This is a genomic window from uncultured Algibacter sp., assembly GCF_905480415.1.
GTDB lineage: Bacteria > Bacteroidota > Bacteroidia > Flavobacteriales > Flavobacteriaceae > Algibacter_B.
Window position 1 is genome coordinate 1 of record NZ_CAJQQI010000023.1, and the last position, 26,503, is coordinate 26,503.

The window sequence follows — 26,503 nt, forward strand, 5'->3', positions numbered from 1 at the left end:
TGGCTTGGTATTGCAGATAATGAAACTACTAACCAAAAGCTTAAAGACAAAGAAGGAATCTTGAGTTTAGATTCTAACAAAACGTTTGAGGCTGCTTATAATATTGAAATACACAACAGCCATTTAGTTTAAAGCCAAGAATAAGTTTAACTTTGCCAACAAAATAGCAACATTTTGACTTTTCACGATTTAAACATAAACAATCAACTTTTTAACGCCTTAGACGATTTAGGGTTCATTACACCTACACCAATACAGGAACAAGCCTTTAATGTGGTGTCTTCAGGAAAGGATGTCGTTGGTATTGCGCAAACAGGTACAGGAAAAACCTTTGCCTACATGTTGCCTATTCTTAAAGATTTGAAGTTTTCAGAGCAAGAAAACCCTCGTGTTTTGGTTTTAGTCCCTACGCGCGAATTGGTTGTTCAGGTCGTTGATGAAATTGAAAAGCTTTCAAAATACATTAACAATCGTATTTTAGGAGTTTATGGTGGTACAAATATTAATACACAAAAGCAGGCTATTGCTGACGGTGTTGATATTTTAGTGGCTACACCTGGGCGCTTATATGATTTGGCTTTGAGTCGGGTTTTACAACTTAAATCGATTCAGAAATTAGTGATTGATGAAGTGGATGTGATGCTAGACTTAGGTTTTAGACATCAACTAATAAATATTTTTGACATTTTACCAGAGCGTCGACAAAACATCATGTTTTCAGCAACCATGACGCAAGATGTTAATTTGCTGCTTAACGATTTCTTTAAAAGTCCAGAACGAGTTTCTATAGCGGTTTCTGGAACACCACTTGAAAATATTTCACAGCAACGTTATAATGTGCCTAACTTTTACACGAAGGTGAATTTATTGACGCAACTCTTAAAAGATACCGAAACCTTTAACAAGGTGCTGGTTTTTGTTGCTTATAAACGTATGGCGGACCGTTTGTTCGAAAATTTAGATGAACGCTTTCATGATGAATTATGTGTTATACATTCTAACAAAACACAAAATTACAGACTGCGAAGTATTGAGCAATTTAGAAATGGTGATAACCGTATTTTAGTAGCTACTGATGTTATGGCACGTGGACTCGATATTGATAACGTTTCTCATGTAATTAATTTTGATACACCGGATTTTCCTGAAAACTACATGCACCGTATTGGTAGAACAGGGCGCGCTGAACGCGAAGGTCAAGCTTTAGTTTTTTCTACAGAAAAGGAACAAGAATCTATTGAAAATATTGAGTTGTTAATGAAAATGACCATCACGGTTATAAACATTCCTGACACCGTTGAAATTTCTACCGACCTTATCGAAGAGGAACGTCCACAAATAAAAGAACATAACAACCCTTTTAAACGTAAAGACGAAGATGCGCCAGGACCAGCGTTTCATGATAAATCTGAAAAGAACTCTAAAGAAAACTTAGGAGGTTCTTATAAGTTTAAAATTGCTGCCAAATACAAAAAGCCAAAAACTAAAGGCGATAAGAATTATAATAGACGGAATAAGAGGTAGTAATTTTTGAATAATGAATTCTAGGAATGTCTCTAATCTATTTTCTTAAATAAATTTTTATGGTGTAAAAATTTATTATCTTACTTGGAAATAAATTTAATTACACGCATGGTCTTTTTATTCTTAAAAGCAGCTCTAGTTATTCTTATATGTATTATCCTGTTATGGATTTTAAGTGTTTACTTAAAAAATGCCAGTATAGTTGATATATTTTGGGGATCTGGTTTTGTCATTGTTAATGCCGTTTACTTTTTTTATCAAGATGTTGTTTATACACGACATATTATATTACTTGGTTTAGTAACACTTTGGGGTTTACGATTGTCCATATATTTAGCTTACAGAAATATTGGGAAGGGTGAAGATTTTAGGTATCAAGAATTTAGAAGAAAGTATGGAACACATCGCTACTGGTGGGTAAGCTTTTTCCAAGTCTTTCTATTACAAGGTGTTTTAATACTTATCGTTTCCTTACCATTATTAGGATCAAATAATTATACTCAATCTAATCAAATATCGTGGATAGATTATGTAGCCATACTCGTTTGGATTATCGGGTTTATTTTTGAAAGTGTAGGCGATTATCAACTAACAAAATTTAAAAGTAATCTAACTAATAAAGGCAAAATCTTAAACACAGGTTTGTGGAAGTATACGCGTCATCCTAATTATTTTGGAGATGCGGCAATTTGGTGGGGTTACGCTCTTTTTTGTGTGTCATCTGGTATTTATTGGCCAATTTTAGGATCTGTGGCTATGACTTTTTTAATTATTAAGATTTCTGGTGTATCCCTTTTAGAAGATTCTTTAAAAGATAAAAAACCGGAGTATCAAAATTACATGAAGCAAACAAGTTCATTTTTCCCTTGGTTTCCAAAAAAATAAAACATGTTAGAGTACTTAAAAAACAACATATGGCTTATTATTTTTATTTTATGGGGATTACCTCTAACCTATTATAGAAGTAAATTTAGAAAGATTGTTTACCAAACAGAAAGTTGGACAATCAATATAAAACCGCTTTTTTTTAAAGAAATTAAAGCCCTTTTTGGAAATATGTATCCAGAGAACAAGGCCTATAAAAAATTTAGAAATTTTTATTTGTTTTATCTAGCTGTGTATGTACTGCTCTTTTTATTCTATTTACAATTTAATTAAAATTGTAATAATTGGTATTAAGGCCCTGAATTTTATGAAGTGCATCGGCGGATATAAATAATTAAAAAATGTGTCAACCTTCAAAACAGCCCAAAAAAAGATTATACATAAAAACCTTTATGAATAGCATTAAGACCTAACCTCAATAATCTAGATGCAAAAAATATAATTAAAAAGCTTCTTTTCATCTTCATAGAAGAAGGATCTTTTTATTGATTGATGAAGAACTACTGCCTAATACTAGCTTTTTTGCAACCCACGTAAAATTAATATGCCAATTCTGGAAATCACGAAAGTAAACAACCCAAAAGTTGCTGTTAGTAAGGATACTTTAAGTCCTCCTGCAAAAATTGAAGGATCTACATCTCCCATAGCCTCAAGACTATCGAAAGCAGTTATTAAACCTATAACAGACCCTAAAAAGCCTAACACTAAACCTAACAAACTGCTATCCACAGTCATTTTTATCATTTTTTCGGAGATTAAATCGTTCTTCTTTAAGCTAATAAATCCTTTGATTAAAAACCCTATAGACAATAAAAAGCTAATAAGTATAAGCGACATAAACAAAGGGCCACCTTCATTAAACCTATCTACAAATGGATTTACTGCTGAGAAACATAATGGAAATGATGACATCATAATTAAATACATAACTGTTTGTTTTTTGATTAATATGGTTCAAACTTACCAGATAAAAATGCTTTAAAAATTAATATGCGACGAACGACCAAATTAACAATCGTTATTACATAATGTAGAAACCCTTACTAAAGCAGTTATTCATCTACAAAATAAAAATACACCTCAAAATTATAGTATTATTGTATAACTTAAATTAATTTATGGTTATCAAATTATTTATTTTAAAAGGTTTAGGACGAGCGCTATTACACATTATTTTTTGGTGTGGTGTCTTGCTTTTTTTTACTTATTTCTTTGGTGCTGGAAGTGAAAATTTTAATGATATTTTGGCGTTTTCATTGTTCTTAATGCCTATTACCATAGCTACAACATACGTTTCAATTTATAAATTAATACCCGATTACCTTATAACAAAACGGTATATCCTTTTCGGATTATACAGCCTGTATACATTTATTGTTTCGGTGTATTTAATTATGGTATCTATTTTTTTTAGCCTTATTTATATCGCCCAGTTTAATTACGAGGCCATGAATCCGGTTACAAAAAACATTTTGTTCGTAGCCACAGGTGTGTATATGGTGGTACTTTTAGTTAGCGCATTTACACTTCTCAAACTAAATTTAAAAAACAGTGAGGAAACAAAAATTCTAGAAACTAAAATTCTAGAAACACAACTAAAATTAAAAGAGCAAGAGCTGAATTATTTGAAGATGCAGATTCATCCACATTTTCTATTTAACACCTTAAACACCATGTATGGGTTTGCTTTAAAAAAAGCAGATGAAACGCCAGAAATGATTTTAAAACTCTCCAACTTATTGGATTATTTATTGTACCAAGTAGACAAACCTTTTGTATCTCTTAATGACGAAATAAACCACATTAATGATTACATTGAGTTAGAAAAAATGCGTTTTAATGATACACTTCATATTAATTTTGAGATTGAAAACATATTAGTAGACACCAAAATAGCGCCTATGCTCCTACTGCCATTTGTGGAAAACAGTTTTAAACATGGAAGCTTAAAAAAAGGTATTCTTAATGTTGGCATTAAGTTGTATTGCAAAAACAAGAGTCTCTTTTTTGAAATTAAAAACACAAGTACAATCAATGCTATTTCAGAAAACGGAATAGGTTTAGACAACATTAAAAAACGACTAGATTTATTATATAAAGACCAATACACACTAACCATTAATAATGAAAACGGATTATTTAAAGTAAATTTAAAACTTAACACCGTTTAATTTATGCCAGAAAACAAAGACATATTTTGTATTATAGTAGATGATGAAGCTATTGCTAGAGAAGTTATAGCTACACACGTATCAAAAATACCTAATATAAAAATTATTGCGAGTTGCATTAATGCCATTGAAGCTTTTAGTGCGCTAAGAGTACATAAAATAGACTTAGTTTTTCTTGATATTAATATGCCCGAAATCTCTGGAATATCTTTTGCGAAATCTATTAATAAGGAGGTGAAAATTATTTTCACAACAGCCTATCGTGATTTTGCTGTTGAGGGTTTTGAATTGCAAGCTGTAGATTATCTGCTAAAGCCTATTTCTTTTGATAGATTATTAAAGGCAGTGAATAATTATTTTGATATTCATATAGATTCAAAACATACTGAATATATAGAAATAGATAACAACGCTTTTATGTTTGTGCGTTCAGACCGACGTATGATTAAAATTGATTTTGAATCTATCATCTATATTGAAAGCTATAGTGATTATATTAAAATTCATTTAGCCGATGAAACCATAGTTACTAGAGAAACTATAAGTGCCATTGAAGCAAAACTCCCTAGTAAAAGTTTTATAAGAATTCATCGTTCTTATATTATAGCATTAAAACATATTACGTCGTTCACTAACGAGGAAATTACAATAAACAACATCACTTTAACGATTAGTAGAAGTTACAAAAAGGATGTATTACAAATTCTTGAAAAATTCTAAAAAAAATCCCCTTTCAAATTAATGAAAAGGAATTATAAGATGTAGAGAGTTTTTCAGTTTACAGAAAAGTAACCAACCAATTTTAACCCTAACTTAGAGTTAAACCTATATACTTACTAGACTCTCTACAATATCTTTAATTGGTACTATTAATTTTCCTTCTTTAGTTTTTATCGTTACTGTTATACCGTCAATAGATTCAACTTTTCCTTTAATGTTGTTAAACTCTATTTTCTGCCCTATTTCATAAGTCTTTCTAGTATAAAAAGTTCTTAATAAATCACCTACAATTTTTTGAGCTCCAAAACCAAATGCTAGTGCAAAGGCTAATAAAAATGCTGCCAAAATCATTGTTAAATTACTTGTAACAATTTCAGTATCAATTCCTGCTTGGTTTAGAGCTGTTATAGAAACAAAAATTAAAATAATAAAAAACACAACTTGACTTATTATTTTGGCTCCTGATAAATCCATCGACTCAAAAAACGATTTTAAGCCTTTTTTGATAAGATTTGCTAAAATTAATCCGATGGTAAATATGACTAACGCAGCAAATAATTGAGGTAAATAGGCTAATAAATTACTGATCTGCTCGGAAATCATTGTTAAGTTCATAATGTCTGATGCCATTATCAATAACATGATATACATGATCCACTTTACAAAACTAGAGACCACTTTTATCGTATCAAAGTTTAGCTTTTTACCTTCAACAATCTCTATTTCATTTATAGCATCGTCTAGCTTGTTTGCTTTTGCTAATTTTAATGCCTTTTTAATGATTTTTACTATAAGTTTTGTTAAAAGCCAGCCAAAAACCAGCACAATTATAGTTCCTATAATGTTTGGGAATATTTTGGATATTTCCAGCCACATCGTCGATAGAGATTCCATCGCCATTTCTTTCCATTGTGTCGCTTTTTCCATTTTTTATCTATTTTAGTTAGGGTTGTTTTTGGTGTTATATTCTATTTATTGGGTTTTCTACTTCGCATAACTGTTTCAATAACATCACCAATATTATATGAAAACAGGGCAGCCAAATCCATAATGAGTTTTGCCATGGCAATATCACTCATAACCTTAGACTTAAGTTCCTGCGGAACTTCTTTAAGTGGTTGGTTTATATGTTTAAATGGATTATCCATTAATTTTGGTTTTTGTTATATACGGTTATAAGCTTATCTTTGGCACGTTTAATTCTCATTTTAACTGCGCTTTCTCCAATACCAAGGGCACTTTCAATTTCCTTTATGCTTAAATAATCTTGATATTTTAACAATAAAATCATTTTCTCCTCAGGAGAAATAAGCTCTAATGCTACTTTTAATTTTTCAACTTTCATATTCAGAAAACTAGGATCATCTTCATCATAATCATCAGAGAGGTTTTCTATATTTTTATAATCAACCGACTGTTTTTCAAATTTCTTAGCCGTATTTCTAGTTACATAATTTACACAATGGTTATAAGTAAACGCATATAACCATGTTGAAAATTTCGATTTTCCTTTAAAACTAGCTAACTTAACAAAGAGTTTTAAAAACACGTCCTGTGTTAAATCTTTCGCTTCGTCACCATCCTTTGCAAAACCATAGCATTTATTATATACTAATCCAGCATACCTATCATACAAGGTCTCGAAAAGCAATGTGTTATTTGTATTCACAATGGCTTCAACCAGATCTTCGTCAGATAGTTTATTAATGTTGTCGAGAGTTTTCAAATTTAGCTTTCGCTATTAAGTTGTTACATTGTTTAAGACACGGCCTTTTTTAAAAGTCACATGATATGCAAAAAAACAATAAATAATATGTCTTTACTTTAAATCCTTGCATCATTAACACGCAATTAATACGCATTTGTTTCAAAAAAATTAAACTTTTGTTAAATCTATATTCTTAAGTCTGATATTTATAAATTAGCTAAAATTTTAATTTATGAATCGGGCATGTTAAAGTTGTTATCACTCAATAGAATGATTAATAGCGAACAACATGTGCCAATTAAAAAACAATAAATACAAACACATGAAATTACTATACACCTACCTTTTAGCTGCGCTTTTTATTTTACCATTACAAAGTCATGCGCTAGATGATTTTTGGGGAGCAACTGGACATCGTGTTGTTGGAAAAATAGCAGATGATTATTTATGCGGAAAAGCCAAAAGAGAAGTTAAGCGCTTATTAAAAAGAAAGTCACTAGCTTTCGTTTCTACATTTGCTGATGAGATAAAATCGGACAAACGTTACAATGAGTTTTATACATGGCATTATATTAATATGTCTATGGATGAAAACTACGAAGACTCTAAAAAGAATACTAAAGGTGATTTAGCTTCAGGTATAGCATATTGCAAAAAGATTATAGTTGATAATAATGCGTCAGATGATGATAAAGCATTCTACTTAAAGCTCTTAATTCATTTGATTGGTGATTTACACCAACCTATGCATGTTGGATTACAAGAAGATAAAGGTGGTAACGATTTTAAAGTACAATGGTTTTATAAAGATTCTAATTTACATAGAGTTTGGGATAGCGAAATGATTGAGAATTTTAATATGAGTTATAATGAATTAGCTGAAAACGCTGATGTTTTAAGTAAACAACAAGTGAAAATGATTCAAGAAGGTTCTGTTATTGATTGGGTAAATGAAACACATCAATTAACAAAAAAAGTATATGCTTCTGCTAAACCTGATGAAAACTTAAGATATAGGTATTCTTATAATCATTTTAAAACGGTTAGAAGTCAATTACAAATTGCTGGAATTCGATTGGCAAAAGTTTTGAATGATTTGTTTTAGAAAAAGGTATTTAAAAAACAAAAAGGCTGTCTTGAATTCAAGACAGCCTTTTTGTTTACAATTTCTGCTTAAGCAGAAGTATCTTTAATTAAATATGTAATGCTCTATCTTCAGTAGCCGCTAATGCCGCCTCTTTAATAGCTTCTGTATATGTTGGATGTGCATGAGACATACGAGATATATCTTCCGCGGAAGCGCGAAATTCCATAGCAACAACTGCTTCTGCTATCAAATCTGCTGCACGAGCACCAATCATGTGTACACCTAAAATTTCATCAGTTGTTTTATCTGCAAGAATTTTTACAAAACCATCTATATCCATACTCGCTCGACTTCTACCTAAAGCGCGCATTGGAAAAGAACCTGTTTTGTATGCAACACCCGCTTCTTTAAGTTGTTCTTCTGTTCTACCAACAGCAGCAACTTCTGGCCACGTGTAAACCACCCCTGGAATTAAGTTATAATCAATATGTGGCTTTTGTCCAGCAATAATTTCAGCAACAAAAACACCTTCTTCTTCCGCTTTATGAGCTAACATGGCGCCTTTCACAACATCTCCAATAGCATAAATATTTGAAGCCGATGTTTGTAAATGTTCATTAACTTCTACTCTACCCCTATCATCTAACTTCACGCCTGCAGCTTCAGTATTTAAACCAGCCGTATAGGGGCTGCGGCCAACTGACACTAAACAATAGTCGCCTTTAAATTCTACTTCTTCTCCTTTTTTATTATCAGCTTTCACAATAACCTCATCCCCAACACGCTCAACAGATTTTACTTTGTGAGACACTTGCATTTTAAATTTAGCTTTCTTAAAAACCTTATTAAGTTCTTTCGATAAACCTGCATCCATGGTTGGAATGATTCTATCCATATACTCAACAACAGTAACCTCAGCACCTAAACGTCTGTATACTTGTCCTAATTCTAAACCAATAACACCACCTCCAATAACAATCATGTGCTTTGGAATTTCTTTAAGCTTTAAAGCTTCAGTAGATGTAATGATTCGTTCTTTATCAAGTTTTATAAATGGTAAGTTCGATGGTTTACTGCCTGTTGCAATAATCGTATTTTTTGCTTCAATTTCATTAGTTTCTTCTCCAGAAACAGTAATATGTGTAGCATCTTTAAAGCTGCCTAAACCTTGATAGACATCAATATTATTTTTCTTCATTAAAAAATCAATACCACCTGTAGTTTGATCAACAACTGCTTGTTTACGAGCAATCATTTTCTCTAAATTCACTTTAATATCACCAGGAATTTCAATCCCATGTTCTTCAAAATGCTTAACGGCATCATCGTAATGATGTGATGAATCTAAAAGTGCTTTACTAGGAATACATCCTACATTTAAACAGGTGCCTCCTAATGTTGAATATTTTTCTATAATGGCAGTTTTCATCCCTAATTGTGCGCAACGAATAGCTGCTACATATCCTCCAGGGCCAGAACCAATAACGGCTACATCGTATGAATTCATATAATAATTTTGAAGTTTTCTATTTAAAAATCGAAATCAAAAATACGAATTTAGATTCAAGGTTTTAAAGGATTAACAGTTTTTTTGAGGAAATTATTAGTCTTTATAAATATCTTTTAAAACCCACTCTAATTCTGCATCACGATTCATTTTTCTATCTTCAACTGTTGGCACCATCTTTACATCTGGTTTAATACCATAACCGTCAGGACTTTGTTTTTGATGCGCTTCTATTTGCATTAAACCCATCCTCACTTTTATTTTAGAAGTTGGAAGTTGATAAGTTTTATAAATCCCTGCTACTGTTCCATTAAAAGCTCCTCCAGTTTCTTCGCCAACAAAAGTGGCACGTTTATTAGATTTTAAATGTGTAGATAACAATGAAGATGCTGAAAATGAATTTCCATTTATAAGTACATATATTTTACCTTTATAGTTTAACTCATTTGGAGCTTTGATTTTAGTATGCTTATTGAACTTATAATACAGTTTTTTATTTCTTTTTCGTGTTTTAAGAAGATTATGAGCTGCCACAATTGGGTATAACAAAGCACCTGTAACCTTCAGACTGTTTGATGTGGTATTGGTCATGAACGACTTTAAAAGAGGTGTTCTACTTGTAACTTCACTTTCTGTTATAAATTGATAGTCTTTGTCTGTTAAATAGGAATATAAATAATCAATTTCTGAGATACGCCCTCCACCATTATCCCTCAGGTCTAAAACAAAATGTTTGGTTTGTGCTGAATATATTTTAGAAAAACTCTCCTTGTAAAATTTCTTATAATTGCCATTGGTGAAGCTTCGTAACTTCATGTACGCCACAGAACTATGCTTACCTATAAAACTGAAATTTCGGGTGTATTGTTTTCGCTTTCCTAAATAACCGTATTTTTTATGATCCTTTTTTCTTTTCCTCTTAGCTAGTTTACGAGTCTTCTTTTCTTCTTTTGTCAGCTTTTTAGATTTTATTTTTTCTACGGAAGTGGTATCTGCATGTTTGTCTTTCTTTTGCTTTTTATCAATGCGTTTAAATATTTTTATAAACAGTGAATCATTCGATTTAAAGGTGACTTTTAAACTATCAACATATCCTTTGTCTCTGTAATAAAACACAGAAAACCCTTTAGATACATACCTATTATAAAGGGTTCTATTATAGCCATCAGAAGAGAAACGTGTTTTATAGGATTCAACTAATTTTAAAGCTGATTCTTCATTTATACTTACTATTTCATTTCCTACCAAAGTAGAATCTTTACCTCTATAATCTCTTACCCAAAGTTTACCTTCTAAATAATCAAAATCTAAATCATAAAATTCAAACTTCTTCTTTTTAAGTTGTTTTCGTTCCTTTTTTGTAAACCACTTGCCTACAGAACCTATAGAAACATGACCTTGTTTTACATAAGATACAACAGGAGCTGTTTTTTTATAGAATGTTCTTGAATCAATCGGTGTGTTTATAGATGTTTTTAAGCTGTCAAACTTAAAATCTAATTTTGCTTTAGAAGTATATTGATATAATTTAGGATGATGACGTTTCAATTGTTGGTATAACTTATCAATGTCTCGATGTAAATCTTCAACGCTGTGCAATTTGGTGATTTGGGCATTATGCTTTTTAACGCTTTTGCATGAGAACAAAACAATCAATAAAATAAACGGTAAAAGAAATCTCTTCATATTGGCTAAAATAGTAGTAATTGTGCAATCTTAAAACGGATTAATGTTTCTTTAACTTTTGAATAAATTCAAATGAAATTCTCACAATAATTTATGTAGTTTTGTACTTCATGCAAAAAAACATTAACATACAGAATAAGAAAGCACGCTTTCAATATGAAATTTTAGATAAGTACACCGCTGGGATTGTGTTAACAGGTACCGAAATAAAATCCATCAGAAGTAGTAAAGCGTCTATTACTGAAAGTTTTTGTGAGTTTAGTGAGAATGGTGAACTCTTTGCAGTGAATATGACCATTCAAGAATATGCTTTTGGAAATTACTACAACCACAAACCAAAAGCTACTAGAAAGTTACTTTTAAATAAAAAAGAACTTAAAAAGCTTAATAAAGCAGTCCAGAACACAGGGCTAACCATTATACCATTGCGATTGTTTATTAATGATAAAGGCTATGCGAAACTTGTAATTGCATTAGCTAAAGGGAAAAAATTGTTCGATAAGCGTGAAACTATAAAGGATAGAGACAATAAGCGAGATCTTGATAGAATCAAGAAAGTTTACAAATAATTTTAAGGGTTTCTTAACGGTTTAAATTATTGATATTCTATAATTTACCACTTTAAAATTTTCATTATGAAAAAATTATTAGTATTTCTATTAATTAGTGTTTTGTCTTTTAATATTCAGGCTCAAGAAAAATCAATGAAAGAGAACGAAGTTGAATTTGAAATTGATAGCACTTCTGTTTTAACTTTAGATACTACTATTAAAACCTTATACGCTGTCATTTCAGGAGAAAAAGGAGTAAAAAGAAATTGGAAACAATTTAAGTTTCTATTTAAACCCGATGCAAAATTGATACCTTCCGGCAAAGATAAGGCCGAAAACTATAGAGTGCGATATATGAGTCCTAATGATTATATAGAAGGTTCTGGCAAATGGTTGGTTGAAAATGGTTTTTTTGAAAAGGAAATACACCGAAAAATTGACACCTTTGGGAACATAACCCAAGTATTTAGTACTTACGAATCTTTTCATAGTGAGTCTGATGACATGCCTTTTATGCGAGGCATCAATAGTATTCAATTACTAAACGATGGTAAACGCTGGTGGGTAATTAATATTTATTGGGCACAAGAAACCAAAGACCATCCAATTCCAAAAAAATACTTACATTAAATAAAATTTTTCTAACCATCATAATTCCTATCTGTTATGTTTAAAAATCAATATTTACTACTCTTATTTTTAATCACATTTGTATTTAAAAATTATGCACAAGAACTAACAAAGCCTGTATTTAAGAATGGTGAAGCACAAATAGTTGAAGCATTTAACACACCTGAGAAATGGATTAGACATGATTTATTTGTTGAAACCACTTTTGATACCGATGGCGATGGCAAATTAGATCGGATGCATGTAGATGTAACAAGACCATACCAAACAGATACTGAAGGGTTAAAATTACCAGTAGTTTACGAATCTAGCCCTTATTATGCAGGTGTTGCACCAGATGTCGATGGAGTATTTTGGGATGTGAATCATGAATTAGGTGAAGCAGCGGAAGAGCGTATCCATCCCGAAGTAACGCGATTAGGTGAGAGACCAACCATTTCCACTTCTCAAATAAAAAAATGGGTTCCAAGGGGATATATAGTCGTGCACTCTTCTTCTCCAGGCACAGGATTATCTCAAGGTTCACCAACTGTTGGTGATGATAACGAATCACTAGCTCCTAAAGCAGTTATAGATTGGTTAAATGGTCGTGCAAAAGGGTATACAGAACCTTATGGAGATAAAGAAGTTAAAGCGTTATGGAGTACTGGAAAAGTAGGAATGACTGGTACATCATACAACGGAACAATTCCATTAGCAGCAGCAACTACAGGTGTTGAAGGTTTAGAGGTTATTATTCCTATTGCACCAAACACATCCTATTATCATTATTACCGTTCAAACGGTTTAGTGCGTTCTCCGGGTGGATATTTAGGTGAAGACATCGATGTGTTATACGATTACATACATAGCGGTGATGAATCGAAACGCTCGCACAACAATACAAAAGTTCGTGATACCGAAATGAAAAACGGTATGGATAGACTGACAGGTGATTATAACGATTTTTGGGCCGGACGAGATTATTTAAACGATATGGAACCTATGAAAGCAGCTTTATTGATGTCTCATGGTTTTAACGATTGGAATGTGATGCCAGAACATAGTTATCGTATCTATAAGAAAGCTAAAGAAATGGGCTTAGAAACAGGTATATACTATCATCAATATGGTCATGGTGGGCCACCACCAGTAAGTATGATGAACAAATGGTTTACTCATTATTTGCACGGTATTGAAAATGGTATTGAGGATGAACCAAATAAAGCATGGATTGTTCGTGAAGACGATAAAATGGAAGCGCCAACAGCTTATAAAGATTACCCAAACCCAGATACTTCAGATGTGACTTTATATTTAACTTCTGGTGCTCCACAAACGGGTAACTTAAGCACTATAAAACAAGAAAAACAAGGTAAAGAAACTTTAGTTGATAACTATTCATTTTCTGGCGAAGCTCTGGCACAAGCAGAAATTACGAACCACCGTCTGTTATATGTTACACCAAAACTCTCTAAGGATATCCATATTTCAGGTTTAGCTCAAATTACCGTAAAATTAGCAAGTAATAAACCTGCTGCTAATTTATCAGTTTGGTTAGTTTCACTTCCATGGAATTCTAGTAGAAGAGCAAAAACTACCGACAATATAATTACACGAGGTTGGGCAGATCCTCAAAATTATAAATCATTAACAGAAAGTGAGCCCTTAAAAACTGGTAAATTTTACGACGTTACTTTTGATTTACAACCAGACGACCAAATAATTAAGGCTGGACAGCAAATTGGGTTGTTAATTTTTTCTAGTGATAAAGAATATACTTTACATCCAAAACCAGGAACAGAATTAACTATTGATTTAGATGGAACACATTTAAATTTGCCTGTTGTTGGTGGTGCTGAAATATTTAATAAGGCTTTTAAAGATTAAATATGTCTAATCAAGAGACATCAAAAGAACAAAAACAATATTGGTCCAAACGCTATTTAAAAAACCAGACAGGTTGGGATATTGGTGCACCTTCAAGACCGATTAAAACCTATATTGATCAATTAGATAATAGAGATTTAAAAATATTAATTCCTGGCGCTGGTAACTCTTACGAAGCAGAATACCTTCTTAAACAAGGTTTTAAGAATGTTTATGTATTAGATATTTCTAAAGCGCCACTTGAGGCGTTCCAGAAAAGAGTTCCAGATTTTTCTTTAAATCAGAGTATAGAAGGTGATTTTTTTACACATAAAGAAACATACGATTTAGTTTTAGAGCAAACGTTTTTCTGTTCATTTCCACCTACCAAATCTAATCGTGAACGCTATGCTAATAAATTACATAGTCTGTTAAACGACAATGGAAAACTCGCCGGTTTATGGTTTGATATACCACTAACAGGCGATATGGAAAAGCGTCCCTTTGGTGGTACAAAAAAAGAGTATTTAGGCTATTTTGAACCTTTATTTAAAGTAAAAACTTTTGAGAAATGTTATAATTCTATCGAACCTAGAATGGGCAAAGAACTATTTGGTGTTTTTGAGAAAGCATAGAAAAGAAAACTAATTTTTATCCTCCAATAAAGGCACAAATCTAAACTCTCCAAATTCTTCTTGATCGAATTCTTTTTGGTCTTTTCTAGTAAACATAGTCATCACTTGCACATCAACACCAACAGGAATTACAAGCTTTCCTCCTATTTTTAATTGACTAAGTAAAGGTTTAGGCACAAACGGTGCGCCTGCTGTTACAATAATACCATCAAAAGGTGCTTCTTCTTCAAGACCAATATACCCATCTCCAAAAATAAGTTTCTTAGCACGATACCCCAATTTTGGGAGAAACTTACTAGTTTTTTTAAACAATTCATTCTGGCGCTCAATGCTATATACTTTAGCGCCTAATTCACATAAAACGGCTGTTTGATAACCACTTCCTGTTCCAATTTCAAGAATTTTATCTCCAGGCTTTATTTGTAATAATTCAGATTGAAAAGCCACTGTATATGGCTGGGAAATAGTTTGATCTGCTCCAATGGGAAACGCTTTATCTTGGTACGCATGATCTAAAAAACTAGAATCCATAAACAAATGCCTTGGTATCTTGTCGATAGCTTTTAAAACCTTAGCATCTGTTATACCTTTGTTTTTTAATATATTAACAAGTTGCTGTCTTAATCCTTGGTGCTTAAAAGTATCTTTCAATTTTGGTGGCGTTTGGTTTGCTAAAATTAGGCAAAGATTTTCAAGCTTTAAACATTTTGTTCAGATTTTATTTTTCATAATTATAAACCTAAAATTTTAGATTAATTACTTAACTTCATGTTTTAAATATCTTATTTTTGTTGAAAACGTAAACATTATGCTAAAAGCTGGAGTTCTTGGTGCTGGTCACTTAGGTAAAATTCATTTAAGACTTCTTAAACAATCAGAAAAATACAACCTAGTTGGGTTCTATGATGCCGATGAAGAAAATGGTAAAAAGGTAGAGGCAGAATTTGGATATAAGTTTTTTAACTCTATTGATGCATTAATTGATGCCGTGGATGTAGTCGACATTGTTACGCCTACATTATCTCATTATGATTGTGCAAAACAAGCCATTGCAAAAGGAAAGCATATTTTTATTGAAAAACCAATTACAAATACTGTTGAAGAAGCGGAACATATTAGAGAACTTTTAGCAGAACATAATTTACGTGGACAAGTAGGACACGTTGAGCGTTTTAATCCTGCCTATATTGCTGTGAAAGATGATATTAATTCACCAATGTTTATTGAAACACATCGTTTGGCAGAATTTAATCCAAGAGGCACAGATGTTCCCGTTGTTTTAGACTTAATGATTCATGACATCGATATTATCTTAAGTGTTGTGAAATCTAAAGTTAAAAGCGTTTCAGCAAGTGGTGTTGCTGTTATTAGTGACACACCTGACATTGCCAATGCTAGGTTAGAGTTTGAAAATGGCTGTGTTGCAAACTTAACGGCTAGTCGAATTTCACTTAAAAAAATGCGTAAAGCACGTTTCTTTCAAAAAGATGCTTACATCTCTGTTGATTTCTTAGAGAAAAAATGTGAAGTAGTAAAAATGAAAGATGCTCCGCAAAACCCAGGAGATTTTGATATGATACTTCAAAATGCGGAAGGCATTAAAAAGCAAATCTACTTTGATAATCCACCTATTCCAGACAATAATTCAATTCTAGATGAATTGGAAACCTTTGCCGATGCTATAAATAATGATACAACACCTATTGTTACGCTTCATGATGGTACTGAAGCTTTACGTGTTGCAACTCAAATTATAAATAGTTTTTAAATGAAACATTTATAACTAAAATTCAGATACATTCTAAAATACAAATATGACATGTTACATCTGACCAATACAACAAAATAAAAATAAACAGATGAAAAACGTAGCTGTTATTGGAGCGGGCACCATGGGAAATGGTATTGCTCACACCTTTGCTCAAAGTGGGTTTAAAGTTGCTCTTATTGATATTAATGAAATTTCTTTAGAAAAAGGAATGGCAACCATTGTCAAGAATTTAGATAGAATGGTAGCTAAAGAGAAAATTTCTGAAGCGGAGAAATCTAAAACTCTATCTAACATAGCGACCTACACCAGCTTAGCAGATGGCGTTAAAGCCATTGATTTAGTTATTGAAGCAGCGACGGAAAACGTAGACTTAAAACTAAAAATTTTCAAAGAATTAGATAATACTTGTCCTAAAGAAACAATTTTAGCAACAAATACATCTTCAATTTCTATAACACAAATAGCAGCTGTAACTTCTAGACCAGACAAAGTTGTTGGGATGCATTTTATGAATCCTGTACCAATCATGAAATTGGTTGAGATTATTAGAGGTTACAGTACAAGTGATGAAATTACTAATACCATTATGGAGCTTTCTAAAGCCTTAGGCAAAGTCCCTGTTGAAGTAAATGACTATCCTGGTTTTGTAGCAAACCGTATTTTAATGCCCATGCTCAATGAGTCTATAGAAACATTGTACAATGGTGTTGCTGGTGTTGATGAGATTGACACTGTTATGAAACTAGGTATGGCGCATCCTATGGGCCCATTACAGTTAGCAGACTTTATTGGTTTAGATGTATGTTTATCTATTTTGAATGTGATGTATGATGGATTTAAAAATCCCAAATACGCACCTTGCCCTTTGTTAGTAAACATGGTACGAGCAGGTAAATTAGGAATAAAATCAGGAGAAGGTTTTTACGATTACTCTGAAAGCAGAAAAGCTGAAAAAGTTTCAAAACAGTTTTCAAAGTAAACAATTATAAGTCATTGCGAATCACTCTTTTTTGCGTGATGTGGCAATCTATTTATAAAAAAACAGATTAACATATTGCAAAACTCTTAGTAATGACAAGTTCGTTAATATGGCAAAAATAGTCCCATTTAAAGCAGTAAGACCAGCGCGAGATAAAGTTAGTTTAGTCGCTTCTCGTTCTTACCAAAGCTATACACAAGATGAATTAGAATCACGTTTAGACAATAACCCTTTTTCATTTTTACATATTATAAATCCGGGCTACAAATATCATAAAGACATTACTGGTAAAGAACGCTATACTCTAGTTAAAAACAGATATTTAGAATTCAAAGAAGATGGGATTTTCGTTGAGGATGAAAAGCCAAACTTTTACATTTACAAAATTGTAAATCGAGACGGTAATATATTTACTGGAATAGTAGCCGCAGCAAGTTCTGAAGATTATAAAAATGATATCATTAAGAAACATGAAGATACCATTGAGTATCGTGAAAACATATTTAAAGATTACCTGAAAACTGTTGGCTTTAATGCTGAACCCGTACTTCTCACCTATCCCGATAATGAGGTGATTGCTAATATTATTACAGAGGTTCAAAAAGAACGTGCTGAATTTGAATTTACAACCCATTTTAGAGATACCCATTATTTGTGGCTTGTAGACAATACAACATCCATAGAACAAATTAAAAAGGAATTTGAGAGCCTTGAAAATATTTATATAGCTGATGGGCACCATCGTTCCGCTTCTTCTTTTTTACTTTCAGAAGATTTAAAATCTGACAATGATGCTCATACTGGGAATGAGACTTATAATTTTTTTATGAGTTATTTAATTCCTGAATCCAATTTAAAAATTCATGAATTCAATCGATTAGTCAAAGACCTAAACGGTTTAACTAAAGATGCCTTTTTAATAAAACTAGATGCTATTTTTCGTATAGAAAATAGAGGACCTGAATTATATATACCTAGCAGAAAACACCATTTCAGCATGTATCTTGATGGTGAATTTTATTCACTTTATCTCCGAAAGCATAATTATAGTCTCGATAATCCTTTGGTAGCGTTAGATACACAAATATTATATAAAACGGTTTTGGAACCAATTTTAGGGATTTCAGATGTACGCAACAATACACGAATTGATTATTCTCATGGAAAAAACGATTTAATAAATATAAAAAGTAAAGTAGATAAAGGCGAATATGCTGTTGGCTTCGGATTAGTACCAATTTCAATTGAAGAAATGAAGGCCATTGCCAATGCAGGCTTAACTATGCCACCAAAAAGCACCTTTATTGAACCTAAGTTAAAAAGTGGGATTACGATTTACGAATTCTAAAAACGTTTGTTTGTTAGGTCGTTCATAAAAATAGCTTCACAACAAACAACTTAAAAAACAATAATGAGTATACAAGAGAACCTAAAAACCATAAAATCTTCTATCCCAGAGCATGTTACACTAGTGGCAGTTTCTAAAACAAAACCTGTTAGCGATTTAATGGAAGCTTATAATGCGGGACAACGCGTATTTGGAGAAAACAAAATCCAAGAAATGGCTGAGAAATACGAGGAAATGCCAAAGGATATTAAATGGCATATGATTGGGCATGTACAACGAAACAAAGTAAAATATATGGCTTCTTTTGTTTCTTTAATTCATGGTGTAGATAATTTTAAATTGCTTAAAGAAATTGATAAACAAGCAAAAAAACATGATAGGGTTATTGATTGTTTACTTCAAATTAAAATAGCATCAGAAGATTCAAAATTCGGAATGTCTTTTGAAGATGCTTCCAAATTTACTCAATCCAAAATAATATCAGAATTAAAAAACATAAGAGTTACAGGCGTTATGGGCATGGCTACTTTTACAGATGATAAAAGTCAAATAAAAAACGAATTCAATCGTTTAAAATTTACATTTGATGCCTTAAAAGCACTACAAACAGAAAACTGCAAACTGCAAATTATAAGTATGGGAATGAGTGGCGATTATAAATTAGCTATTGACTGCGGAAGTACAATGATTAGGGTTGGAAGTAGTATCTTTGGTTTAAGAAATCAAACAATTTAGTAACAAATAAAAAGTAACATACTATTTACGCAATTTTAGACATAGAAACCACTGGTGGTAAGTATAATGAAGAAGGCATAACTGAAATAGCTATTTATAAGTATGATGGTCACGAAGTAGTTGATCAATTTATAAGCCTTGTAAACCCTGAGCGTGACATACAACCTTTTGTAGTTAACCTAACAGGAATTAACAGCAATATGCTTCGTAATGCACCTAAATTTTATGAAGTAGCAAAACGTATTGTTGAAATTACTGAAGACTGTATTTTAGTGGCACATAACGCACAGTTTGATTATCGCATTTTATGTACTGAATTTAGAAGGCTAGGCTTTGAATACGAACGCAAATCATTATGTTCTGTTGAACTTTCAAAAGATTTAATCCCCGGACAAGCATCATATAGTTTAGGTAAATTAGTGCGCTCGCTCGGTATCCCAGTAACAGATAGACATCGGGCTTCTGGTGATGCTTTAGCGACAGTCAAGTTGTTTAAAATGTTACTCGATAAAGATACTACCAAGAGTATTATTCAAAAATCCGTAAGATTAAACCCAAAACTTCAACTAGAACCCAGACATTTAGATATAATTGGTGAATTACCATCTGCCACTGGTGTATATTACATTCATAAAGCTGATGGTGATATTATCTATATTGGTAAAAGCAATAATATTAAAAAACGCATTAATCAGCATTTCACTGGCACTAATGCTAAATCTAAAAAAATACAAGCTCAAGTATCAACTGTAACTTACGAAGCTACGGGAAGTGAGCTCGTTGCTCTCTTAAAAGAAAGTGAGGAAATAAAAAAAGTTAAACCTATACATAACAGAGCATTACGTCGATCCATTTTTACTCATGCTTTATATGCGTTTAAAGATGAAAATGATTACCTCAATTTAAAGATTGATGTGGCAGACGGTCGTAAAAAACCAATAACCACATTTAGCAATCGGCAAAGCGGAAAAAGCTTTATAACCAAAGCCGTTGAAGATTATAATTTATGCCAAAAACTAGCAGGTTTGTATAAAACAAAAACGAGTTGTTTTAATTATGAAATTAAAAATTGTGAAGGTGCCTGTATTCAGAAAGAGTCTCCTGAATCCTATAACAAACGCGTACAATCGCTTATTGAAAAAAACAGCTATTCCAATAAAAACATGGTAATCGTTGATAGAGGTCGAGAAGTTGATGAGCGCAGTGCCATATTAATCGAAAATGGTGTTTTTAAAGGTATTGGATTTTTCAATTTAAATTATCAAATAACTAATCTTGAAGTATTGGAATCTATTATTACACCTATGGAGAATAATAGAGATAGTCAACATATTATTCAAAATTATGTTAGAAAAAATAAGCTTTTAAAAATTATTCAAATTCAACCTAATACTAATAATACATAATCTTTTAGTAAATTTGAGTTTATGTCAAAAAAAGGGAACAATAAAAGCATTTCGGATAAGATTAATAGGATTTTTAGGAAATCTAAAATATACTATCATAGAATTATTGATCTATTATTCTTAAAAAAACGAGAACTAAGACCTTGGCAAATTAAGTTACACGAAATAATATTTGGAGCCAATACAAAATCTGGTAAATTATTTGATATTGTTTTATTTTATGTAATCATTGCAAGTATTCTTCTAGTAATGCTTGAAAGTGTGCGTGAAATAGATGCAAGGTTTCATATACTTTTTAAGGTATTAGAATGGGTAATTACTATTCTCTTTACAATTGAATATATTACCAGAATTATAACAATTAAAGCACCCAGAAAATATATTTTTAGTTTTTATGGAATTATTGATCTTCTATCTACTATTCCTATGTATTTGTCGTTTGTTTTTGTTGGCTCTCAATCTTTAGTAGCCTTAAGAGCCTTAAGATTACTTCGTGTTTTTAGAATATTAAAGTTGGCCCGTTATATGGGCGAATCAACAAATTTTGTTACCGCTTTAAAAGAAAGTCGGGCTAAAATAGCAGTCTTCTTATCTTTTGTTGTAATTCTTTGTATTATTCTAGGTACCCTTATGTACCTTATAGAATCTCCAGAAAGTGGTTTTACAAGTATACCAAGAAGTGTCTATTGGGCCATAGTGACTCTTACCACTGTAGGTTATGGAGATATTGCCCCACAAACACCATTTGGCCAACTAATAGCTTCCGCCATAATGATACTTGGTTATGGTATTATTGCAATTCCAACAGGAATAGTATCTGCTCAAATGGTAAAATCAGATAAAAAAGAAGAGCCTACTTCTGTTAAATCTTGCAATAATTGTTTATTTGATGTACATGCTGAGAATGCAGAATTTTGTAGCAACTGTGGATTTAAATTAAATGAAGACTAAATATTTAATATCTATAGTTGGCCCAACGGCCATTGGTAAAACAGCACTAAGCATAGAACTAGCGCAACACTTTGAAACCGAAATTATTTCTGCAGATTCACGTCAGTTTTTTAAGGAAATGCAAATTGGAACTGCAGCACCAACCTCAGATGAGTTGTCATCTGCGAAACATCATTTTATTCACCATAAATCCATAAAAGACGAATACAATGTTGGCGCTTTCGAGAAAGACGCTTTACAATGTTTAGAAAAATTATTTCAAGATAAAGATGCAGTAATAATGGTTGGTGGCTCAGGATTATATGTTGATGTAATAACTAAAGGGTTAGATCATTTTCCTAAAGTAGGTTCAAATATTCGCAAAAAACTAAACAAAGAATTAGAAACAAAAGGGCTAGAGGTTCTTCAAGAGCAATTAAAAGCATTGGACCCTGTTTCATATAACACCATAGCCATAGATAACCCGCATCGTGTTATTCGCGCCTTAGAGATTTGCATTGGTTCAGAGAAACCTTATTCATCATTCTTAAACAAAGGAAAAGAAAAACGCAACTTCAAAACGATTACAGTAGGTTTAACTGCTGATCGAGAAATGATATATAACCGCATAAACCAGCGTGTAAATATCATGATGCAAAAAGGTTTACTCGAAGAAGTAAAAGGTCTATTAGTTTCTAAAGATTTAAATGCACTTAATACGGTAGGTTATAAAGAACTATTTAATTATCTGTCTGGAGAATGGGATTTAGAATTTGCTACCTCAGAAATCAAAAAAAATACGCGTCGCTTTGCCAAACGCCAACTTACATGGTTTAAAAGGAATGAAAATACACTTTGGTTTGATTACAATGTTCCTATTGAAAAAATCATAACTCAACTTGAATCACATTTATTAGTTTAAAAAAATGATAAACGAAGATGTTTTAGATAACCCCGTCTGGTTTTCACTAACAGAAACACATTATAAAAATTGTATGGATTACGGTAATGTGAAATTTTATCAAACAGATTACACACCTTTTGGTGCTTTTGTTAAATATGAAGACACAGCTCAAGCTATTGAAAAACATTCCAAATTAATAAAAGACTTCTTTATTGTAGGTAATAAACCAAAAATGCCCCCAACTTTAAATCCACCAATAAAATATGTGGGTTTACAAATGATACTTTATAACAAAATTGATTATCCTATAACAGAAAATATTATTGAGCTTGATGATTCTCACTATGAAGATTTAATCCGTTTAATTAAGCTTGCTTACCCAGAGTATTTTAAAGCCAAAACAAATACCTTAGGACGTTATTATGGTATTTATAAAAACAAAAGACTAGTAGCAATAACGGGCGAACGTATGCAAACTAAAAATTTTACTGAGATTAGTGCAGTAATAACGCATCCAGACCACTCAGGTAACGGTTATGCAAAACAACTCATTACACACACTTCAAAAAATATATTTGAGAAAAATAAAACGCCTTTTTTACATGTAGATGAAACAAATTTAGGCCCCATTAATTTGTATAAAAAGCTTGGTTTTATAACCAGAAGAAAATTAAAATTCTGGAAAATAAGTAGGGATTAAAAAAATGTAGTGTTACAATACATAAATTTTTTTTTAAAACATATAACAAAGCTAAATAAAATGGCGTTTGTATTCTAGTAGTAATACCTTTTAAATTATCTTTATGCCTTATTAAATTGCTATATATGAACACCTTTCTAAAACGTGTCTTAATCCTATTATCCTTGATAGCATTAGGGCTATTTTTATATTCTACTTTTGTCGAAAATATTTTCGCAAAACGATTAAGTCCTAAAGACACTGTAGAGTTTAAATTAAATGATTTAAAACTTGAAGTGTTTTATAATAGACCCTATAAAAAAGATCGCGAAATATTTGGTGCTTTAATCCCTTTTAATCAAGTATGGCGAACTGGAGCAAACGAAGCTACAACATTTGAAACCAACAAGCCATTGGAATTAAATGGCATTCAATTAGCTGCTAGAAAATATACGTTATGGACAGTTCCAAAAGATTCAACATGGCGCGTCATATTTAATTCCAAACAATATTCTTGGGGTGTTAATGCTGAAATGAAACCGATGTGGGATCCTAATTACGATGTCATAAATATTGAAGTCCCTGTACAAAAACTAGGAAATACTGTTGAACAGTTTACCATATCTTTTGACAACTCTACAGATAATCTATTTATAACTATGGCCTGGGATGATGTAAAGGTTGCTGTTCCTTTGAAATATTAATTCTTTCTACTGAAAATAAAATTGTAAATTAGACAAACATTCGTCTGCTAGTGTCAAAGAAAAAAAAATCTTCAATACATGAAAAAGAAGGGGTTTCTATTTCAGAAATCACAAATGCAACCTCAATTAAATCCATCAAAGATAAACGCAAAGCAGAAATTGATGTTGATGCACTAATTACATCTATTTTAAAAAAAGACGTTACCGCTTTAAGTCGTGCTATTACTTTAATAGAAAGCAAAAATGCCAAACATAAAAACATAGCAGATACAATATTAAAAAGGTGTTTACCTCATGCCAATAAATCCATTAGAATTGGCATAACTGGTGTTCCTGGAGTTGGAAAAAGCACCTTTATTGAAGCCTTTGGAAAACATTTAACTTCTCTTCAAAAGCGTGTGGCTGTTCTCGCCATAGATCCTAGCAGCACCATTACAAAAGGCAGTATATTAGGTGATAAAACCCGAATGGAAGATTTAGTTAAAGATGAAAACGCTTTCATTCGTCCGTCTGCTTCTGGTAATTCTTTAGGGGGTGTCGCAAGAAAAACTCGAGAAACCATCATTTTATGTGAGGCTGCTGGTTTTGACGTTATAATTATTGAAACTGTTGGTGTAGGCCAAAGTGAAACTACCGTGCACAGTATGGTAGATTTCTTTCTACTATTAAAGTTAGCTGGTGCTGGTGATGAACTACAAGGTATTAAGCGAGGTATTATTGAAATGGCCGATACCATTGCTATTAATAAAGCAGATGGCGATAATTTGAAGCAGGCAAAACTTGCCAAAGTAGAGTTTAATAGAGCGCTTCACCTCTACCCAGAAAAATCGTCAAATTGGCAACCTAAAGTAACACTATGCAGCGCACTTAAAAATGAAGGTATTGATGCTATTTGGGAGATTATTTTAGAATATATAGAAGTCACTACAAAGAATAATTTCTTTAGTCAAAAACGACATGAACAAAATAAATTTTGGCTTATTCAAACCATTGAAGATCAATTAAAATCTGATTTCTTCAACACGCCAAAAATTAAAAAAGAATTAGCACTTCAAATACAGCTTATAGAAAACAATCAAATTTCTCCTTTTGCAGCCGCTGATTATTTATTAAAACTCAAAATCTAATATTTAAAAATTCTTTTAATAAGTACTTCGTTAATTTATAAAATATAAATCCAGAGATAGCCCCAAAGGTCATTCCGCATAGTATATCCAATGGGTAATGAACACCCACATATATTCTACTATAAGCCACTACCGCACTCCAAAATAGTAAAATAAAAATTAAGTTTTTATAATAGGGTTTCAATATTAAACCGGCAAAAACTGCTGCCGCCATTGTGTTTGATGAATGCCCAGAGAAAAACCCATATTTTCCACAACGAACAGCAATAAATCGAATCTCATTAGCTATGTCCTCCACACCACAAGGCCTTGACCTCATAAATGTACGTTTAAAAACATTAGTTATTTGGTCTGTAAAGGTTATCATTAAGGCTATAACCACAACAAAAATCAACAACGATTTTAATCCATAATTTTTATAAAGCAGAAATAATAAAAATGCGTATAACGGTATAAATGCTAACTTATTGGTTATAATCAACCACAAACCATCCCAAGTAGATGAACCTAAGTTATTTAAAAACAAGAATAGTTCGGTATCGTATTCTAAAAGATGTTCAATCATTTATTAGTGTTTTGGGCGTTACCCAAAAGGGTCGGGCTTTTACATTACAATCTTTTTGTTCGTGCCTCACAAAAAGGATTTTTATTGCAATCCCTAACGCAATTACTCATCGTATTTAGCTACTTCATTATCATAAAAGGCAGTAGCTTCTTTTATGGCATTTTCAGTTTCTGTTTCTAATTCCTCTTGGTCTTCAGCATCAAAATCTTCAAACCACTCTACTTCATCATTTTCAAGATTTATTATAAACCTCGGGAATTCAGTATGAACAACATAAATAGCATTCGGAAATTCTGTATTATCACCAAGTATAAATTTTGGTAGTGTCATTATAAAATTTTTAGTTGTTAGATAAAATTAGCTTTTTAGTCAAATAGTTAAATCGAATATACAATAAAATTGC

28 protein-coding genes are annotated in these 26,503 nt (G+C 31.9%); 19 read left to right on the plus strand and 9 right to left on the minus strand.

Annotation, left to right across the window (positions count from 1 at the left end; all coding sequences use genetic code 11):
• Positions 1-174 precede the first annotated feature (174 nt).
• Complete coding sequence (locus QZ260_RS02140) at positions 175-1,524, plus strand: DEAD/DEAH box helicase (protein WP_295982214.1); 1,350 nt, start codon at positions 175-177, stop codon at positions 1,522-1,524.
• Positions 1,525-1,632: 108 nt separating this feature from the next.
• A complete protein-coding gene (locus QZ260_RS02145; protein ID WP_295982215.1) occupies positions 1,633-2,409 on the plus strand; it encodes a DUF1295 domain-containing protein in 777 nt (258 codons plus the stop codon).
• A gap of 513 nt (positions 2,410-2,922) precedes the next feature.
• On the opposite strand, the gene QZ260_RS02150 is transcribed toward QZ260_RS02145, so the two are convergent.
• On the minus strand, positions 2,923-3,336 hold the full coding sequence (locus tag QZ260_RS02150) for a MotA/TolQ/ExbB proton channel family protein (protein WP_295982217.1): 414 nt from the start codon (positions 3,334-3,336) through the stop codon (positions 2,923-2,925).
• Between the two features lie 191 nt (positions 3,337-3,527).
• Between QZ260_RS02150 and QZ260_RS02155 the strand changes: the two genes are divergently transcribed.
• Together QZ260_RS02155 and QZ260_RS02160 are read left to right on the plus strand one after the other, a co-directional pair.
• A complete protein-coding gene (locus QZ260_RS02155; RefSeq protein WP_295982220.1) occupies positions 3,528-4,580 on the plus strand; it encodes a histidine kinase in 1,053 nt (350 codons plus the stop codon).
• 3 nt (positions 4,581-4,583) lie between these two features.
• On the plus strand, positions 4,584-5,300 hold the full coding sequence (locus tag QZ260_RS02160) for a LytTR family DNA-binding domain-containing protein (RefSeq protein WP_295982221.1): 717 nt from the start codon (positions 4,584-4,586) through the stop codon (positions 5,298-5,300).
• A 105-nt stretch (positions 5,301-5,405) separates the two neighbouring features.
• On the opposite strand, the gene QZ260_RS02165 is transcribed toward QZ260_RS02160, so the two are convergent.
• Genes QZ260_RS02165 through QZ260_RS02175 form a run of 3 tightly spaced genes read right to left on the minus strand, consistent with a single transcriptional unit; the run spans position 5,406 to position 7,026 of the window.
• The gene (locus tag QZ260_RS02165) at positions 5,406-6,227 is read right to left on the minus strand and encodes a mechanosensitive ion channel domain-containing protein (RefSeq protein ID WP_295982224.1); all 822 of its coding nucleotides are present in this window, start codon (positions 6,225-6,227) and stop codon (positions 5,406-5,408) included.
• Between the two features lie 41 nt (positions 6,228-6,268).
• Positions 6,269-6,448, minus strand: a complete 180-nt coding sequence (locus QZ260_RS02170; RefSeq protein WP_295982226.1) for a hypothetical protein — start codon at positions 6,446-6,448, stop codon at positions 6,269-6,271.
• A complete protein-coding gene (locus QZ260_RS02175; protein WP_295982228.1) occupies positions 6,448-7,026 on the minus strand; it encodes an RNA polymerase sigma factor in 579 nt (192 codons plus the stop codon). The genes QZ260_RS02170 and QZ260_RS02175 overlap by 1 nt, the downstream gene beginning before the upstream one ends.
• A gap of 304 nt (positions 7,027-7,330) precedes the next feature.
• Here QZ260_RS02175 and QZ260_RS02180 point away from each other — a divergent pair, with 304 nt between their 5' ends.
• A complete protein-coding gene (locus tag QZ260_RS02180; protein ID WP_295982230.1) occupies positions 7,331-8,113 on the plus strand; it encodes a S1/P1 nuclease in 783 nt (260 codons plus the stop codon).
• Between the two features lie 88 nt (positions 8,114-8,201).
• Here QZ260_RS02180 and lpdA read toward each other — a convergent pair whose 3' ends face one another.
• Together lpdA and QZ260_RS02190 are read right to left on the minus strand one after the other, a co-directional pair.
• The gene (lpdA, locus tag QZ260_RS02185; RefSeq protein ID WP_295982232.1) at positions 8,202-9,602 is read right to left on the minus strand and encodes a dihydrolipoyl dehydrogenase; all 1,401 of its coding nucleotides are present in this window, start codon (positions 9,600-9,602) and stop codon (positions 8,202-8,204) included.
• Between the two features lie 96 nt (positions 9,603-9,698).
• Positions 9,699-11,288 carry a S41 family peptidase gene (locus tag QZ260_RS02190; RefSeq protein WP_295982234.1) on the minus strand — a complete coding sequence of 530 codons (1,590 nt, stop codon included), beginning with the start codon at positions 11,286-11,288 and terminating at the stop codon, positions 9,699-9,701.
• A gap of 110 nt (positions 11,289-11,398) precedes the next feature.
• Between QZ260_RS02190 and smpB the strand changes: the two genes are divergently transcribed.
• The 4 genes from smpB (at position 11,399) to QZ260_RS02210 (ending at position 14,952) form a co-directional block, all read left to right on the plus strand.
• On the plus strand, positions 11,399-11,857 hold the full coding sequence (gene smpB / locus QZ260_RS02195) for an SsrA-binding protein SmpB (RefSeq protein WP_295982237.1): 459 nt from the start codon (positions 11,399-11,401) through the stop codon (positions 11,855-11,857).
• A gap of 66 nt (positions 11,858-11,923) precedes the next feature.
• A complete protein-coding gene (locus tag QZ260_RS02200; protein ID WP_295982240.1) occupies positions 11,924-12,469 on the plus strand; it encodes a hypothetical protein in 546 nt (181 codons plus the stop codon).
• Positions 12,470-12,505: 36 nt separating this feature from the next.
• The gene (locus tag QZ260_RS02205; RefSeq protein WP_295982243.1) at positions 12,506-14,338 is read left to right on the plus strand and encodes a Xaa-Pro dipeptidyl-peptidase; all 1,833 of its coding nucleotides are present in this window, start codon (positions 12,506-12,508) and stop codon (positions 14,336-14,338) included.
• A 2-nt stretch (positions 14,339-14,340) separates the two neighbouring features.
• Positions 14,341-14,952: a methyltransferase domain-containing protein gene (locus tag QZ260_RS02210; RefSeq protein ID WP_295982245.1), complete on the plus strand. Its 612-nt coding sequence runs from the start codon at positions 14,341-14,343 to the stop codon at positions 14,950-14,952.
• Between the two features lie 9 nt (positions 14,953-14,961).
• Here the strand turns inward: QZ260_RS02210 and QZ260_RS02215 are convergent, their stop codons facing one another.
• Complete coding sequence (locus QZ260_RS02215; protein ID WP_295982247.1) at positions 14,962-15,603, minus strand: protein-L-isoaspartate(D-aspartate) O-methyltransferase; 642 nt, start codon at positions 15,601-15,603, stop codon at positions 14,962-14,964.
• A gap of 157 nt (positions 15,604-15,760) precedes the next feature.
• Here QZ260_RS02215 and QZ260_RS02220 point away from each other — a divergent pair, with 157 nt between their 5' ends.
• The 10 genes from QZ260_RS02220 (at position 15,761) to meaB (ending at position 25,535) form a co-directional block, all read left to right on the plus strand.
• Positions 15,761-16,720 (plus strand): Gfo/Idh/MocA family oxidoreductase, encoded by a 960-nt coding sequence (locus tag QZ260_RS02220; RefSeq protein ID WP_295982248.1) that lies wholly within the window; start codon positions 15,761-15,763, stop codon positions 16,718-16,720.
• A 91-nt stretch (positions 16,721-16,811) separates the two neighbouring features.
• Entirely contained in the window at positions 16,812-17,702 is an 891-nt protein-coding gene (locus tag QZ260_RS02225; protein WP_295982249.1) for a 3-hydroxybutyryl-CoA dehydrogenase, read from the plus strand.
• A 109-nt stretch (positions 17,703-17,811) separates the two neighbouring features.
• The gene (locus QZ260_RS02230; RefSeq protein ID WP_295982251.1) at positions 17,812-19,050 is read left to right on the plus strand and encodes a DUF1015 domain-containing protein; all 1,239 of its coding nucleotides are present in this window, start codon (positions 17,812-17,814) and stop codon (positions 19,048-19,050) included.
• Between the two features lie 63 nt (positions 19,051-19,113).
• A complete protein-coding gene (locus QZ260_RS02235; RefSeq protein ID WP_295982254.1) occupies positions 19,114-19,785 on the plus strand; it encodes a YggS family pyridoxal phosphate-dependent enzyme in 672 nt (223 codons plus the stop codon).
• A 23-nt stretch (positions 19,786-19,808) separates the two neighbouring features.
• A complete protein-coding gene (locus QZ260_RS02240; protein ID WP_295982272.1) occupies positions 19,809-21,191 on the plus strand; it encodes an exonuclease domain-containing protein in 1,383 nt (460 codons plus the stop codon).
• Between the two features lie 21 nt (positions 21,192-21,212).
• Positions 21,213-22,142, plus strand: a complete 930-nt coding sequence (locus QZ260_RS02245) for an ion transporter (RefSeq protein ID WP_295982256.1) — start codon at positions 21,213-21,215, stop codon at positions 22,140-22,142.
• Positions 22,132-23,043, plus strand: a complete 912-nt coding sequence (gene miaA / locus QZ260_RS02250) for a tRNA (adenosine(37)-N6)-dimethylallyltransferase MiaA (protein ID WP_295982258.1) — start codon at positions 22,132-22,134, stop codon at positions 23,041-23,043. Before QZ260_RS02245 ends, miaA begins: the two co-directional genes overlap by 11 nt.
• A 4-nt stretch (positions 23,044-23,047) precedes the next feature.
• Positions 23,048-23,725 (plus strand): GNAT family N-acetyltransferase, encoded by a 678-nt coding sequence (locus tag QZ260_RS02255; RefSeq protein WP_295982260.1) that lies wholly within the window; start codon positions 23,048-23,050, stop codon positions 23,723-23,725.
• A gap of 125 nt (positions 23,726-23,850) precedes the next feature.
• Complete coding sequence (locus tag QZ260_RS02260) at positions 23,851-24,408, plus strand: DUF2911 domain-containing protein (RefSeq protein ID WP_295982263.1); 558 nt, start codon at positions 23,851-23,853, stop codon at positions 24,406-24,408.
• A 50-nt stretch (positions 24,409-24,458) separates the two neighbouring features.
• Entirely contained in the window at positions 24,459-25,535 is a 1,077-nt protein-coding gene (gene meaB / locus QZ260_RS02265) for a methylmalonyl Co-A mutase-associated GTPase MeaB (RefSeq protein WP_295982266.1), read from the plus strand.
• Here meaB and QZ260_RS02270 read toward each other — a convergent pair.
• Together QZ260_RS02270 and QZ260_RS02275 are read right to left on the minus strand one after the other, a co-directional pair.
• On the minus strand, positions 25,525-26,100 hold the full coding sequence (locus QZ260_RS02270; RefSeq protein ID WP_295982268.1) for a phosphatase PAP2 family protein: 576 nt from the start codon (positions 26,098-26,100) through the stop codon (positions 25,525-25,527). The two genes, meaB and QZ260_RS02270, sit on opposite strands and share 11 nt — an antisense overlap.
• Before the next feature lie 102 nt (positions 26,101-26,202).
• Positions 26,203-26,430 carry a hypothetical protein gene (locus tag QZ260_RS02275; protein WP_295982270.1) on the minus strand — a complete coding sequence of 76 codons (228 nt, stop codon included), beginning with the start codon at positions 26,428-26,430 and terminating at the stop codon, positions 26,203-26,205.
• Positions 26,431-26,503 lie beyond the last annotated feature (73 nt).

Bases quoted from the DNA above. Each gene is read 5' to 3' on its own strand.
- QZ260_RS02145 (WP_295982215.1), top strand. From the start codon at position 1,633: ATGGTCTTTTTATTCTTAAAAGCAGCTCTAGTTATTCTTATATGTATT.
- QZ260_RS02150 (WP_295982217.1), bottom strand. From the start codon at position 3,336: ATGTATTTAATTATGATGTCATCATTTCCATTATGTTTCTCAGCAGTA.
- QZ260_RS02155 (WP_295982220.1), top strand. From the start codon at position 3,528: ATGGTTATCAAATTATTTATTTTAAAAGGTTTAGGACGAGCGCTATTA.
- QZ260_RS02160 (WP_295982221.1), top strand. From the start codon at position 4,584: ATGCCAGAAAACAAAGACATATTTTGTATTATAGTAGATGATGAAGCT.
- QZ260_RS02165 (WP_295982224.1), bottom strand. From the start codon at position 6,227: ATGGAAAAAGCGACACAATGGAAAGAAATGGCGATGGAATCTCTATCG.
- QZ260_RS02170 (WP_295982226.1), bottom strand. From the start codon at position 6,448: ATGGATAATCCATTTAAACATATAAACCAACCACTTAAAGAAGTTCCG.
- QZ260_RS02180 (WP_295982230.1), top strand. From the start codon at position 7,331: ATGAAATTACTATACACCTACCTTTTAGCTGCGCTTTTTATTTTACCA.
- lpdA (WP_295982232.1), bottom strand. From the start codon at position 9,602: ATGAATTCATACGATGTAGCCGTTATTGGTTCTGGCCCTGGAGGATAT.
- QZ260_RS02190 (WP_295982234.1), bottom strand. From the start codon at position 11,288: ATGAAGAGATTTCTTTTACCGTTTATTTTATTGATTGTTTTGTTCTCA.
- smpB (WP_295982237.1), top strand. From the start codon at position 11,399: ATGCAAAAAAACATTAACATACAGAATAAGAAAGCACGCTTTCAATAT.
- QZ260_RS02200 (WP_295982240.1), top strand. From the start codon at position 11,924: ATGAAAAAATTATTAGTATTTCTATTAATTAGTGTTTTGTCTTTTAAT.
- QZ260_RS02205 (WP_295982243.1), top strand. From the start codon at position 12,506: ATGTTTAAAAATCAATATTTACTACTCTTATTTTTAATCACATTTGTA.
- QZ260_RS02210 (WP_295982245.1), top strand. From the start codon at position 14,341: ATGTCTAATCAAGAGACATCAAAAGAACAAAAACAATATTGGTCCAAA.
- QZ260_RS02220 (WP_295982248.1), top strand. From the start codon at position 15,761: ATGCTAAAAGCTGGAGTTCTTGGTGCTGGTCACTTAGGTAAAATTCAT.
- QZ260_RS02225 (WP_295982249.1), top strand. From the start codon at position 16,812: ATGAAAAACGTAGCTGTTATTGGAGCGGGCACCATGGGAAATGGTATT.
- QZ260_RS02230 (WP_295982251.1), top strand. From the start codon at position 17,812: ATGGCAAAAATAGTCCCATTTAAAGCAGTAAGACCAGCGCGAGATAAA.
- QZ260_RS02235 (WP_295982254.1), top strand. From the start codon at position 19,114: ATGAGTATACAAGAGAACCTAAAAACCATAAAATCTTCTATCCCAGAG.
- QZ260_RS02245 (WP_295982256.1), top strand. From the start codon at position 21,213: ATGTCAAAAAAAGGGAACAATAAAAGCATTTCGGATAAGATTAATAGG.
- miaA (WP_295982258.1), top strand. From the start codon at position 22,132: ATGAAGACTAAATATTTAATATCTATAGTTGGCCCAACGGCCATTGGT.
- QZ260_RS02255 (WP_295982260.1), top strand. From the start codon at position 23,048: ATGATAAACGAAGATGTTTTAGATAACCCCGTCTGGTTTTCACTAACA.
- QZ260_RS02260 (WP_295982263.1), top strand. From the start codon at position 23,851: ATGAACACCTTTCTAAAACGTGTCTTAATCCTATTATCCTTGATAGCA.
- QZ260_RS02270 (WP_295982268.1), bottom strand. From the start codon at position 26,100: ATGATTGAACATCTTTTAGAATACGATACCGAACTATTCTTGTTTTTA.
- QZ260_RS02275 (WP_295982270.1), bottom strand. From the start codon at position 26,430: ATGACACTACCAAAATTTATACTTGGTGATAATACAGAATTTCCGAAT.